General features: G+C 70.6%; 13 protein-coding genes. 4 read left to right on the top strand and 9 right to left on the bottom strand.

Going from position 1 to position 11,595, the window contains the following annotated elements:
* Positions 1 to 86 precede the first annotated feature (86 nt).
* From ACIG0D_RS33500 to ACIG0D_RS33475, 6 genes are all read right to left on the bottom strand, one after another.
* The gene (locus ACIG0D_RS33500) at positions 87 to 725 is read right to left on the bottom strand and encodes a GNAT family N-acetyltransferase (protein ID WP_399808698.1); all 639 of its coding nucleotides are present in this window, start codon (positions 723 to 725) and stop codon (positions 87 to 89) included.
* Positions 726 to 854: 129 nt separating this feature from the next.
* Positions 855 to 1,682: a MetQ/NlpA family ABC transporter substrate-binding protein gene (locus tag ACIG0D_RS33495; protein WP_399808695.1), complete on the bottom strand. Its 828-nt coding sequence runs from the start codon at positions 1,680 to 1,682 to the stop codon at positions 855 to 857.
* A 21-nt stretch (positions 1,683 to 1,703) separates the two neighbouring features.
* Positions 1,704 to 2,528, bottom strand: a complete 825-nt coding sequence (locus tag ACIG0D_RS33490; RefSeq protein WP_399808692.1) for a MetQ/NlpA family ABC transporter substrate-binding protein — start codon at positions 2,526 to 2,528, stop codon at positions 1,704 to 1,706.
* 137 nt (positions 2,529 to 2,665) lie between these two features.
* Entirely contained in the window at positions 2,666 to 3,403 is a 738-nt protein-coding gene (locus ACIG0D_RS33485; RefSeq protein ID WP_399808689.1) for a methionine ABC transporter permease, read from the bottom strand.
* Complete coding sequence (locus tag ACIG0D_RS33480) at positions 3,400 to 4,509, bottom strand: methionine ABC transporter ATP-binding protein (protein ID WP_399808686.1); 1,110 nt, start codon at positions 4,507 to 4,509, stop codon at positions 3,400 to 3,402. The genes ACIG0D_RS33485 and ACIG0D_RS33480 overlap by 4 nt, the downstream gene beginning before the upstream one ends.
* Before the next feature lie 326 nt (positions 4,510 to 4,835).
* Positions 4,836 to 5,486, bottom strand: coding sequence for an HAD-IA family hydrolase (locus ACIG0D_RS33475; protein WP_399808683.1), 651 nt, complete (start codon positions 5,484 to 5,486; stop codon positions 4,836 to 4,838).
* Between the two features lie 104 nt (positions 5,487 to 5,590).
* Here ACIG0D_RS33475 and ACIG0D_RS33470 point away from each other — a divergent pair, with 104 nt between their 5' ends.
* Positions 5,591 to 5,950 carry a hypothetical protein gene (locus tag ACIG0D_RS33470; RefSeq protein ID WP_365764918.1) on the top strand — a complete coding sequence of 120 codons (360 nt, stop codon included), beginning with the start codon at positions 5,591 to 5,593 and terminating at the stop codon, positions 5,948 to 5,950.
* Between the two features lies 1 nt (position 5,951).
* On the top strand, positions 5,952 to 6,368 hold the full coding sequence (locus ACIG0D_RS33465) for a hypothetical protein (RefSeq protein ID WP_399808681.1): 417 nt from the start codon (positions 5,952 to 5,954) through the stop codon (positions 6,366 to 6,368).
* Positions 6,369 to 6,408: 40 nt separating this feature from the next.
* Here ACIG0D_RS33465 and ACIG0D_RS33460 read toward each other — a convergent pair whose 3' ends face one another.
* From ACIG0D_RS33460 to ACIG0D_RS33450, 3 genes are all read right to left on the bottom strand, one after another.
* A complete protein-coding gene (locus tag ACIG0D_RS33460) occupies positions 6,409 to 6,906 on the bottom strand; it encodes a GNAT family N-acetyltransferase (protein ID WP_399808679.1) in 498 nt (165 codons plus the stop codon).
* A gap of 44 nt (positions 6,907 to 6,950) precedes the next feature.
* Complete coding sequence (locus ACIG0D_RS33455) at positions 6,951 to 7,454, bottom strand: sigma-70 family RNA polymerase sigma factor (RefSeq protein WP_365764924.1); 504 nt, start codon at positions 7,452 to 7,454, stop codon at positions 6,951 to 6,953.
* 74 nt (positions 7,455 to 7,528) lie between these two features.
* Complete coding sequence (locus ACIG0D_RS33450; RefSeq protein WP_399808676.1) at positions 7,529 to 8,692, bottom strand: glycerophosphodiester phosphodiesterase; 1,164 nt, start codon at positions 8,690 to 8,692, stop codon at positions 7,529 to 7,531.
* Positions 8,693 to 9,111: 419 nt separating this feature from the next.
* Between ACIG0D_RS33450 and ACIG0D_RS33445 the strand changes: the two genes are divergently transcribed.
* Entirely contained in the window at positions 9,112 to 9,783 is a 672-nt protein-coding gene (locus ACIG0D_RS33445; RefSeq protein ID WP_166004693.1) for a 1-acyl-sn-glycerol-3-phosphate acyltransferase, read from the top strand.
* A gap of 108 nt (positions 9,784 to 9,891) precedes the next feature.
* Positions 9,892 to 11,499 (top strand): multicopper oxidase family protein, encoded by a 1,608-nt coding sequence (locus ACIG0D_RS33440; protein ID WP_399808674.1) that lies wholly within the window; start codon positions 9,892 to 9,894, stop codon positions 11,497 to 11,499.
* Positions 11,500 to 11,595: the final 96 nt, after the last annotated feature.

Genomic DNA, 11,595 nt, shown 5'->3' with positions numbered 1-11,595 from the left:
CCCGTGGGTTTGCGCAGGTCGTCGGGCAGGCTCCGTGAGGGTACCTGGTGGGAGCGGGGGCGCGGCGGGTGGCCTCGCCGGTGGGTTCAGTTCCAGTCCGAGTAGGAGGTGAAACCTCCGGTGTCGGCCAGCTCGTCGGCGTCGCCGGCCAGGTCCTCCGGCAACAGGCTCCAGACGATGACGTCGGTACGGACGTCGGTCCACGTCCCGCTCCCGGTGCGGGCGCGCGCTATCCAGGCGCCGCGCAGCACGCCCTCGCTGATGCAGCCGATCTTCTGGGCGACCTGCTGGGAGGCGGTGTTGTCGGCGGCCGTGCGCAGTTCCAGCCGTTCGAACTTCTGGTCGTTGAAGAGCCACTGGGCGGTGGCCAGGGCGGCTTCGGAGGCGTAGCCCTCGCCGCGGGCCCAGGGGGCGATGACGTAGGAGAGCTCGCTGGAGCGGACCCGCCAGTCGGTGTTGCGCAGGTGGACGATGCCGACGAGGCGCTGGGTGAGGAACTCGGTGACGGCGAAGACGATGCCGCGGCCCTCGGTGCGTTCGGCGGGGGCGAGTTCGGTGATCCAGGCGCGGGCGTCGGCCTGGGTGTAGGGGTGGGGTACGGAGGTCCAGGCGACGACGAGTTCGTCGTTCATCATCTCGGCGAAGGCCTCGGTGTCCGGCTCTTCGAAGGGGCGCAGGACCAACCGCTCCGTGCTGATGGAGATGTTGGGGAAGGTGCTCGTCATGGGCGCCGCTCCGTAACCTTTTGAACCGTCAGGGCCTGCTGAACTGCCCAGCATGCAGCATGAAAGCACCGAACCGCACCACGGGGTCCCCTCCGCACCGGAGGGGACCCCGTGGTGCGCCGGGCCCGGTCAGCGGGTGCCGACGGGCAGGACGGAACCCTGGTACTTGTCCTCGATGAACCGCCGCACCTCGGGCGAGGTGAGCAGGTCGGCGAGGGTCTTCACCCGGGGGTCGTCCTCGTTGCCGCGTTTGACGGCGAGGAGGTTGGCGTAGGGGTTGTCCTTCGCCGACTCCAGGAGGATGGCGTCCTCGGTGGGGCTGAGGCCCGCGTCCTGGGCGTAGTTGTTGTTGATGACCGCGGCGGCCACGTCGTCGAGCGAGCGGGGCAGCTGGGCGGGGTCCAGCTCCTTGAACCTGAGGTTCTTCGGGTTGGCGGTGATGTCCGCGGGGGACGCGTCCGTGCCGGCGTCCTTCGTGAGCGTGATGACGCCCTCGGAGGCGAGCAGGCGCAGGGCACGGCCCTCGTTGGTGGTGTCGTTGGGCACGGCGACGGTGGCTCCGTCGGCGAGTTCGCGGACGTCGTCGGTCTTCTTGGAGTAGACGCCCATGGGCGGGAGGTAGGCGTCCACGACCGGCACCAGGTCGGTGCCCTTGGCCTCGTTGAAGTCGTCCAGGTAGGGCTTGTTCTGGTACAGGTTGGCGTCCAGCGAGCCCTCCTGGAGGGCGGTGTTCGGCAGGACGTAGTCCGTGAACTCCCGGATCTCCAGCTTCAGGCCGGCGTCCTCGGCGAGGTGGTCCTTGATGTAGGCGAGGACTTCGCCGGCCGGGACGGCGGTGGCGCCGACGACCAGGGTGTCGTCGGTGCCGCCGCCGTCAGCGGAGGAGCCGGATCCGCAGGCGGTCAGGGCGAGGGCGAGTGCCGCCGCCGCGACCGTGACGAGAGGGGTCTTGCGCATCGGGAGACTCCTCTCGGCGGGTCAGAAGGAGGCGATGACCGAGCCGGCGTACTTGTCCTGGATGAACTTCTCGACCTCGGGGGAGGTCAGCAGCTTCGCGAGCTTCTTGACGCGCGGGTCGTCCTCGTTGCCCTCCTTCACGGCGAGGAAATTGCCGTACGGGTTGTCCTCGGCGGACTCCAGCACGAGCGCGTCCTTCGCGGGCTTGAGGTCGGCCTCGATGGCGTAGTTGCCGTTGACGACGGCGGCGTCCACGTCGTCCAGGGAGCGCGGGGTCTGGGCCGCCTCCAGCTCCTTGAACTTGAGGTTCTTGGGGTTCTTGGTGATGTCCGCGGGGGTCGCCTCGTTGCCCACGCCGTCCTTGAGGGTGATCAGCCCGTTGTCGGCGAGCAGCTTCAGGGCGCGCGCCTCGTTCACGGTGTCGTTGGGGACGGCGACGGTGGCACCGCTCTTGAGGTCGTCGGCGCTCTTGACCTTGTGGGAGTACAGGCCCAGCGGCTCCAGGTGGACCGTGACGACGGGCACGATGTGGGTGCCCTTCTTCTTGTTGAAGTCGTCGAGGTACGGCTGGTTCTGGAAGTAGTTGGCGTCGACGGAGCCGTCCTCCGTGGCCGTGTTCGGCGTCACGTAGTCGGTGAACTCCCGGACCTCCAGGTCCAGGCCCGCGTCCTTGGCGAGGTTGTCCCGGACGTAGTTCAGGATCTCGGCGTGCGGGGTGGGGCTGGCGGCGACGGTCAGGGGGCCGTCGGTGCCGGAGCCGGAGTCGGAGGAGCCGCAGGCGGTGAGCCCGAAGGTGAGGGCTCCGGCGGCGAGGACGGCGGTGGTGATCTTGGCGGTGTTACGCACGAAAAGTGCCTTTCCTTATGGGTGGTGCGACCCCGTCGTGGGTGGACGGGGAGTCTGTGGGGTGCCTGCGCGGCCACGCGGTCTCGCCGGTCCGGCCGGACGGTCTCGCGGGTCCGGCCCCGCGGCCTCCGGCGTGGTTACGCGACCTTGCCGACGTCGGCCGCCGCCGGCTCCTTCGCCCTGAGCAGGCGGAGCTTGGGGGCGGGGCCGGAGCGCCCGCCGCGGCGGTGCAGGGAGCGGGCCGCGTAGTCGCCGGCGAACTGGATGAGGGAGATGACCACGGCGAGGATCGCCACGGTGATCCACATCAGTCCGGTCTCGAAGCGCTGGTAGCCGTAGCGGACGGCGAGGTCGCCGAGGCCGCCGCCGCCGACCGTGCCGGCCATGGCGGAGTAGCCGATGAGGGCGATGACCGTGGTCGTGGTGGAGGCGATCAGGGAGGGCAGGGCCTCGGGGACGAGGACCTTGCGGACGATGGTCCAGGTGTTGCCGCCCATCGACTGGACGGCCTCGACCAGCCCGTGGTCGACCTCGCGGACGGCGGTCTCGACGAGGCGGGCGAAGAACGGGATACCGCCGATGGCGAGCGGCACGATCGCGGCCTCGCTGCCGATGGTGGTGCCGGTGACCCAGCGGGTGAAGTTCATCAGCGCGACCATGAGGATGATGAACGGCATCGAGCGGCCGACGTTGACGATCTGCCCGATGACCTTGTTCACCACGGTGTTCTGGAGCAGTCCGCCCTTGTCGGTGAGGACCAGCAGGACGCCGAGGGGCAGGCCGAGGACGACCGCGATCAGGGTGGACCAGCCGACCATGATCAGCGTCTCGGTACAGGCCTGTTCGAGCAGGGGCTGCATCTCGGACCAGGTCACTTGGCACCTTCCTTCACCAGCGCGGGCGCGTTGTCCGTGGGGCCGACGACGTCTATCTGCAGGCCCTGTTCGCGCAGGAAGCCGATCGGTACGACGTTGTCCTCGTAGCGGCCGGGGAGTTCGATGCGCATCCGGCCGACCTGGAGGCCGCCGACGGTGTCGATGGCGGCGCCGAGGATGGAGATGTCGATGTTGTAGGTGCGGGCCAGCTGGGAGACGACGGGCTGGGTGGCGGCCTCGCCGTGGAAGGTGACGTCGACGACGGTGCGGTCCTCGGCGGAGGCCTCGCCGCCGACGGGGAAGAGCGCGGAGGCGAGCTGGGAGCCGGGGGTGGCGAGCAATTCGCTCACCGTGCCGGACTCGACGACGCGCCCTTTCTCCATCAGCGCGGCAGAGTCGCAGATCGACTTCACGACGTCCATCTCGTGGGTGATGAGCAGGACGGTGAGGCCGAGCTGCCGGTTGAGGTCGCGCAGCAGCGTGAGGATCGAGCGGGTGGTCTCGGGGTCGAGGGCGCTGGTGGCCTCGTCGGAGAGCAGGACCTTGGGGTCGCCGGCGAGGGCGCGGGCGATGCCGACGCGCTGCTTCTGACCGCCGGAGAGCTGGGCGGGGTAAGCCTTGGCCTTGTCGGCGAGACCGACGAGGTCGAGGAGTTCCAGCGCCTTGCGGGAACGTTCCTTCCCCGACTTTCCGAGGATCTCCAGGGGCAGTTCGACGTTGTCCTGCACGGTCCGGGTGGACAGCAGGTTGAAGTGCTGGAAGACCATGCCGATCCGGCTCCGCGCCTGCCGCAGCTCCTTTCCGGCGCGCGGGCCGCGGCCGGCGAGGGCGGTGAGGTCCTGGCCGTCGACGGTCACGGTGCCGGAGGTGGGGCGCTCCAGGAGGTTGACGCAGCGGATGAGCGAGGACTTGCCGGCGCCGGACTGGCCGATGACGCCGTACACCTCGCCTTCGCGGACGTGCAGGTCGACGCCGTCGAGGGCGATGACCTCGCGGCCGCGTGAGCGGTCGGCCCGGTAAATCTTCGTCAGGCCCGATGTGGTGATCACTGGGGTTTCCGTCACTGTCGAGTGCGCGGGCGTGGGTGTGCCCGGGCACGGGTGCATGCGGTCGGGAACGCGGCAGGGTTCTCGCGGTGCGCTGGAACCGGGGGAGAACATGTGCGCGGGGCGGCTCGGTGCCGTAGGTCAGGGGCTACGGCGGACACGAGCGGGCACTCGCTTCGGGGCGCGAGGCGCGGATGGTGCAGGGGCCCTCTAGAAGGCGCACATTCGACGCGGACACATACAACGAGCACCGGGCGTCAGGGTCGCCTCGGTCGCAAGGGTGCGGCAGCTCGTCGTGGTCATGCGATCAGTAAAGCAGACTCACGCTGCTGACCGGTCACCGCCGTCCGCATAGTGGACAGCGGTGAGACGGCGCCGAACGTGCGTCACTCCCGTACGGCGATCTCGACTCCCCCGCCGGTGACCAGGACGGACAGGGCCGACAGGTCCCGGACGACCAGATCCGCGTCGAGTTCGTGGGCGGGGTGGGTTGTGGCCAAGGCCACGGTCGTCATTCCGGCGGCGCGGCCCGCGGCGAGCCCGGCGGGGGCGTCCTCGAAGACGACGCAAGCGGACGGGTCGACGCCCAGCGCGCGGGCGCCGAGCAGATAGGGCTCCGGGTCGGGCTTGCCGCGGGTGATGTCGTCGGCGGCGACCAGGGTCTTGGGCAGGATGCCGACGGCGTCCAGGCGGGCCTCGGCGAGGCGCCGGGTGGCGGAGGTGACGACGGCCCAGCGGTCGGCGGGCAGCGCGGCGAGGAATTCCTTCGTGCCGGGCAGCAGACGGACACCGTCGTCGGCGACGTCCTCGACCTCCAGGTGCTCGATCCGCGCGACGGCCTCGGGGACGACGTCCGCGGGCAGCAGGTCGGCGGCTATCTCGGCGGCCGGCCGCCCGTGCAGCTCGACGGCCGCGAACCGCTCCGCCGTGATCCCGTACTCACCCGCCCACCGGGTCCAGCAGCGCTCCACGGACCGAAGGGAGGAGACGAGCGTGCCGTCGTTGTCGAACAGGAGGGCTTGTGCGCGGATCTTCATGGCCCCGACCCTACGGGGCCGCCGGAACGCGCCGTTCCGGGGTGCCCTCGCGGAGGGCCGGGGGCGGGGGCGGGGTGTCCGTTGCGTCGTAATAAGGTCGCTGCATGCTTGATGCCCTGACGCTGGTGACCGGGGTCGCCGCGCTGCTGCTCGCCGCGTGGTGCGGCTGGGCGGCGTACCGTGATCAGCCGACGAAGGACTGGCACTTCGCCGGGATGGCCGTGGTGACGGCGCTGGCCCTCATCCAGCTCGTCGTCGGCGTCGTGCAGCTGGCGCGGGGCGAGAAGCCGGACCAGGGGACGACCATCTTCGTGGCGTATCTGCTGGGCGCGTTCGCGTGTGTGCCGGCCGCCGGGTTCATGTCGCTGGCCGAGCGCACCAAGTGGGGCTCGGTGACCGTGGCCGCCGGCGGCGTCGTGCTCGCCGTGCTCGAGGTGCGGCTCTACGACATCTGGGGAGGCTGAGGTGAGCGCGGTCGAGGAGAAGCGGCGGCTGGCGAGCGGGCCCGGGACGCTGCTCGTCTGGCTGTACGGCGTGATGGTCGTCGGCGCGGTGTCGCGCTCCGCGTACCAGATCGCCACCGAGTTCGACCGGGCTCCGCTCGCGTACTCGCTGTCGGCGGTGGCGGGCGTGGTGTACGGCTTCATCACCTACACCCTGGTGCGCGGCGGGGAACGGGCCCGCAGGGCGGCGCTGGTGTGCTGCGCCGCCGAGCTGGTGGGTGTGGTGACCGTCGGCCTGTGGACGCTGGTGGAGCCGTCGGCGTTTCCCGACGCGACCGTGTGGTCGGACTTCGGGATGGGCTATCTGTTCATCCCGGTGATCCTGCCGGTGTCCGCGTTGGTGTGGCTGCGGAAGGCGCGGGCCGAGACGCGCGGTTGAGGGCGCGTCACCGACCCGACCCCTCGCACCCCGGGGACCCTCAGGCCGTTTTGACGTAGGCCTCCGCCTGCTTCTCCAGGACGACCATGGGGATGCCGTCCGTGCCCTGGGCGGTGCCGACCTTCTCGTAGCCGACGCGGCGGTACAGGCGCAGGCTGCTCTCGCTGCGGTGGCCGGTGTGGAGGCGGAACTTCCTGGCGCCGCGCTGCTCGACGAGGGCGGACTCGGCCGCGCGCAGCAGGCGGGCGCCGATGCCGTGGCCCTGGAGTCGGGGGTGGACGCAGAGCTTGCCGATGGCGGCGGCGCCGTCCTCGGTGACCGTGCCGTGCACGGAGCCGACCACCTCGTCGCCGAGCCGGGCGACGAAGACGCAGTCGTCGGCAACCTCCCGGCGGACCGAGTCGAGGGACTGGACGAGCGGGTCGATGCGGTAGTTGCCGTACAGCGCGGCCTCGCTCTGGAAGCACAGGTACTGCAGCTTGAAGATCTGCTCGGCGTCCCGTTCGGTCGCCTCGGAGATGATCACGCTCATGCCCATGTGTGCACGCCTCCCGCTCACCTGTCGCCTGTCGTCCCCCACTCCTATCCCCGTGCTCCCCGGGCCGCAACCTCCGGTGTGAGCATTCGACGCAGACATCCCAGACATCTGGAACGTTCCGGCCCGAGACTGCCCTGTGAGATACCCAACTCCCCCGCGATCTCCCGGTATGTCAGGTCCTGCGGGGACAGCAGGGCCTCCAGCAGGGACGGGCAGCGGCCGGGCAGCCGGCGGACCGCGTCGCGCAGGGCGCGGCGGTGGGCGGAGGCGAGGGCGAGCTGTTCCGGGGTGCGGTCGCCGTCGTCGGCCGGTTCCGTTTCGTAGGGCCGTTCGCGCCGGGTCGTACGACGGCAGCGGCGGGCCTCCGCGCGGACGGCGCGGCGCAGCCAGCGCTCGGGGTCGTGCGGCGGGCCGTCGCTGTCGAGGCGTTCCAGGAGGCGGAGCCAGACCGCCTGTTCCAGGTCGCCGGGTTCGGTGCCGGCGTGCGCCTCGGCGACGGCCTCGGCGGCGAGCAGCGGGCGGAGGGTGGTGAGCAGGTCGTGCGTCATATGCGGCACGACGCGCCGCCCGGGCGGGAAGTTGCCCGGGCGGCCGGTAGTCAGCCCGAACGGGGTCGGTTGGTTCAACCGTTGACGAAGTCCTCGCGGGCCAGCAGCCCGGTGTCCGGGTGGTCGGTGAAGACGCCGTCGATGCCCGTCGCGAAGTACGCCCGGTACGCGCCGAAGACGTCGCCGTAGGCGTCGGGGTCCGTGCCCTTGCGGAAGTCCGCCGGGAGGAACGGGTTCTCGTTGCGCAGGGTGTAGGGGTGCAGGATCAGGCCGACCTTGTGGGCGTCGGCGACCAGGGTGGTCGGCTGGGTGAGGTTGCCGGCCTTGTCCTTGGGGATGATCAGGTCGAGGGTGGGGCCGATGCCCTGGGCGTAGGAGGCGATCTCGCGCAGGCCGGCGGGCTTGATCAGGTCGGCGACGGTGCGGGGGTCGCCGGTCTCGACGAAGTCCCAGGGGCGGGTGTTCGCGCCGGAGAGCAGGACCACGAGCGGGTTGTCGACGAGCTTGTTCAGCCGCTGGATGCTGGTCGGCTCGAAGGACTGGAGGATGACCGGGGAGTGCCACTTGTGCCTGCCGTGCTTGCGCAGCACCTTGGCGACCCGCTCCTCCAGGCCGAGGCCCAGCTTGCGGAAGTAGGTGGGGTGCTTCAGCTCGGGGTAGATCCAGACCTGCTTGCCGCGCCGCTTGGTCTGCTCGTCCTGCCAGCGCAGCACCTCCTCGAAGGTGGGGATCTCCCAGCGGTCGTCGTAGAGGGTGTTGTGCGGGCGGTTGGCGGGGATCCGCTCCTTGGCGCGCAGGGTCTTCAGCTCGGCGAGCGTGAAGTCCTCGGTGAACCAGCCGGTGGTGGCCACGCCGTCGAGGGTCTTGGTGGTCCTGCGGTCGGCGAACTCGGGGTGGTCGGCGACGTCCGTGGTGCCGCCGATCTCCGGCTCGTGGCGGCAGACGAGGTGGCCGTCCTTGGTGGGGACGAGGTCGCCGGCCTCGACGATGTCGGCGCCCATGTCGAGGGCGAGCTGGTAGGCGGCGAGGGTGTGCTCGGGGCGGTAGCCGCTGGCGCCGCGGTGGCCGATGATCGTCGGCACGGGCAGGCTCTTCACACCGCGGCCCTCCCCGCTCGCGTCGGCTCTCGCCGTACCGCCCAGCCCGAGGACCGCCCCGCTCGCGCCGAGCACGGCGGCGCCGAGCAGCGCCCGCCGTCCCGGGGTGTGGGCGTGTTCGTTCGTCTCCTGGGTTCCCATCGGCGCCTCCCGGCAATCGGCTCGGCCGCTGTTCGACCGTGGTGCGGGCCGATCGTAGGGGGGTCGACATGACCGGGGGGAGGCCTTGGGTCGAACACATGGATGACGACGAATGGCGTACCGCTGCCGCAAAGTGACATCCCGTCGGGTTGGCGGAGCGCGAGTGGGGCAGCCGGGCGGGGAGAAGAGGACAGGCTCCCCGGCGCATGGCCCGCGCGGGCTTCGGCGCGATGTGGGTCACATCGTGGCCGGGGTGTGACGCGCCGTCCTCGGCATGGTGGCGCAGGTGAACGTGCGTCAACAGTGCGTAAGACCTCGGTGAACCCGATGTGCGCCACCCCCGGGACCGCGAGTATCGTCCTCACCTGCACAGACTCATAACGATTCGCACGTTGGATCTCTCGACACCGGAGGGCCCGTTGTCCCGCTTCGCGCTCATCAAGGCAGTGCTCGGTCCGATCATGCGCCTGATGTTCCGCCCCCGGGTGGAGGGCGTGGAGCACATCCCGGGCGACGGGCCGGTGATCCTGGCGGGCAACCACCTGACGTTCATCGACTCGATGATCCTGCCGCTGGTCTGCGACCGTCAGGTCTTCTTCATCGGCAAGGACGAGTACGTCACCGGCAAGGGCCTCAAGGGCCGGCTGATGGCCTGGTTCTTCACCGGCGTCGGCATGATCCCGGTCGACCGGGACGGCGGCAAGGGCGGGGTCGCGGCGCTGATGACCGGGCGGCGCATCCTCGAGGAGGGCAAGGTCTTCGGGATCTACCCCGAGGGCACGCGCTCGCCCGACGGGCGGCTGTACCGGGGCCGTACCGGGATCGCCCGGCTGACGCTGATGACCGGGGCGCCGGTGGTGCCGTTCGCGATGATCGGGACGGACAGGATCCAGCCGGGCGGGGCGGGGATCCCGCGGCCGTGCCGGGTGACCGTGCGGTTCGGCGAGGCGATGGAGTTCTCCCGGTACGAGGGCATGGACCGGGACCGCTATGTGCTGCGGGCCGTGACCGACTCCGTGATGGCCGAGGTCATGCGTCTGTCGGGCCAGGAGTACGTGGACATGTACGCCACCAAGGCCAAGGCCGCCTAGGAGCCCTGCGCGGCGGGCGCCACTGGTCCGCCCGTCCGCCTGCCGGTGGAATCTGACACCGACACATCGCGCAATCGCCCCAATCACCCGACCATATGATCATGCGACATGTCTGATTCAGACATGTTCACACCTTCTCGGCGCACACTCTTCCGCACCTCGATCGCCGCCGGCGCGGGCCTGCTGACCGCCTGCTCCGGCCCCGGTTCCCGGCCGGGCCCCGGTTCCCGGCCCGCCCCGGGCCGCCAGGGCACCGGCGGTCAGGCGACGTTCGTGCCGGCCGGGCCCCGGGGGTACGTCAATCCGTCCGACCCGGAGGTCCTCGCCGCCGAGCGCAAGCGCGGTTCCGGCCCCCTACGCACCTACCGGATCACGGCCGGCACGGCCACGCTGGACCTGGGCGGGCGGACCGTCCGCAGCTGGGCCTACGACGAGGCGCTCCCCGGCCCGCTGGTCCGCGCCACCGCCGGCGACATCCTCGACATCGCCCTCGGCAACCGGCTGCCCGCCCCGACCACGCTGCACTCGCACGGGCTCCGGCTGCGCTGCGACATGGACGGCGTCCCGGGACTGACCCAGCACGCCATCGCCTCGGGAGAGGACTTCGTCTACCGCTTCGCCGTACCCCACCCCGGCACGTATCTGCTCCACTCCCACGTCGGCATGCAGCCCGACCGCGCCCTGTACGCGCCGCTCATCGTCGACGACCCCCGAGAGCCCCTGTCCTACGACAAGGAGTGGCTCGTCGTCCTGGACGACTGGCTGGACGGCGTGGACGGCTCCACCCCCGAGGCGGTGCTCGCCCAGCTGCTGCCCGACGGGGTCGCGGCGCCCGGGCACATGGGCATGGGGCCGGGGCCCGGCACCACCGGCCCCTCGCGGGTGCTGCACGATTCCTACAGCCGCATCCTCCACGGCGAGGGCGGCAACGTCGCCTACCCCCACTACCTGGTCAACGGCCGCCTGCCCGGCAGTCCTTCGGTGTTCCGCTGCCGCCCCGGCGACCGGGTCCGGCTGCGCATCATCAACGCCGGTTCCGACACCGCCTTCCGGGTCGCGCTCGGCGACCACGAGATGACCGTCACGCACACCGACGGCTACCCCGTGCGGCACCAGAAGACCGATGCCCTCCTCGTCGGCATGGCGGAGCGGTACGACGTGCTGGTCACCGCCCGGGACGGCGTCTTCCCCCTGGTGGCCCTGCCCGAGGGCAAGAAGGGCGTGGCCCTCGCCGTCCTGCACACCGGCAAGGGGAGGAAGAACCTGCCCTCGCCCGAGGCGCGCCCGGACGAACTCGAGGGGAAGACGGTCCCCGCGCGCCGCCTCCAGCCGGACGACTCCGTGGCCCTCGACGACCGCGAACCCGACCGCGAGATGCGGATCAAGCTCACCGGCGGCATGGAGAAGTACGACTGGGGGTTCGACCACCAGCCGTACTCCGTGAAACAGCGTTACCCGGTCCGCGCCGGTGAACGGGTGCGGCTCACCCTCATCAACGCCACGGACATGTGGCACCCGCTGCACCTGCACGGGCACACCTTCGCGCTGACCGGGATCGACTCGGCCGGCGCCCGCAAGGACACCGCCGTGGTGCTGCCGCACCGGAAGCTGGTGATCGACTTCGATGCGGACAACCCGGGGTTGTGGATGCTGCACTGCCACAACCAGTACCACTCGGAGAGCGGGATGATGACGGTGCTCGGGTACCGGCGGTGATGCCCTAGGTGTATTGATCACGAGCGTTGTTGACACTCGCAGGTCTTGATCATGGCGAAGACCTCCGGTGTGGTGGAGCTGTCTAGGACTGCACCA

The sequence above is a fragment of the Streptomyces sp. NPDC052773 genome (assembly GCF_044547145.1).
GTDB lineage: Bacteria > Actinomycetota > Actinomycetes > Streptomycetales > Streptomycetaceae > Streptomyces.
This window is presented reverse-complemented; position numbering and strand designations above follow the sequence as displayed.

What these genes read in the sequence shown, in the direction of transcription:
- ACIG0D_RS33500 (WP_399808698.1), bottom strand. Translation starts at nt 725, where the DNA reads ATGACGAGCACCTTCCCCAACATCTCCATCAGCACGGAGCGGTTGGTC.
- ACIG0D_RS33495 (WP_399808695.1), bottom strand. Translation starts at nt 1,682, where the DNA reads ATGCGCAAGACCCCTCTCGTCACGGTCGCGGCGGCGGCACTCGCCCTC.
- ACIG0D_RS33480 (WP_399808686.1), bottom strand. Translation starts at nt 4,509, where the DNA reads ATGCACCCGTGCCCGGGCACACCCACGCCCGCGCACTCGACAGTGACG.
- ACIG0D_RS33475 (WP_399808683.1), bottom strand. Translation starts at nt 5,486, where the DNA reads ATGAAGATCCGCGCACAAGCCCTCCTGTTCGACAACGACGGCACGCTC.
- ACIG0D_RS33470 (WP_365764918.1), top strand. Translation starts at nt 5,591, where the DNA reads ATGCTTGATGCCCTGACGCTGGTGACCGGGGTCGCCGCGCTGCTGCTC.
- ACIG0D_RS33460 (WP_399808679.1), bottom strand. Translation starts at nt 6,906, where the DNA reads ATGGGCATGAGCGTGATCATCTCCGAGGCGACCGAACGGGACGCCGAG.
- ACIG0D_RS33455 (WP_365764924.1), bottom strand. Translation starts at nt 7,454, where the DNA reads ATGACGCACGACCTGCTCACCACCCTCCGCCCGCTGCTCGCCGCCGAG.
- ACIG0D_RS33450 (WP_399808676.1), bottom strand. Translation starts at nt 8,692, where the DNA reads ATGGGAACCCAGGAGACGAACGAACACGCCCACACCCCGGGACGGCGG.
- ACIG0D_RS33440 (WP_399808674.1), top strand. Translation starts at nt 9,892, where the DNA reads ATGTCTGATTCAGACATGTTCACACCTTCTCGGCGCACACTCTTCCGC.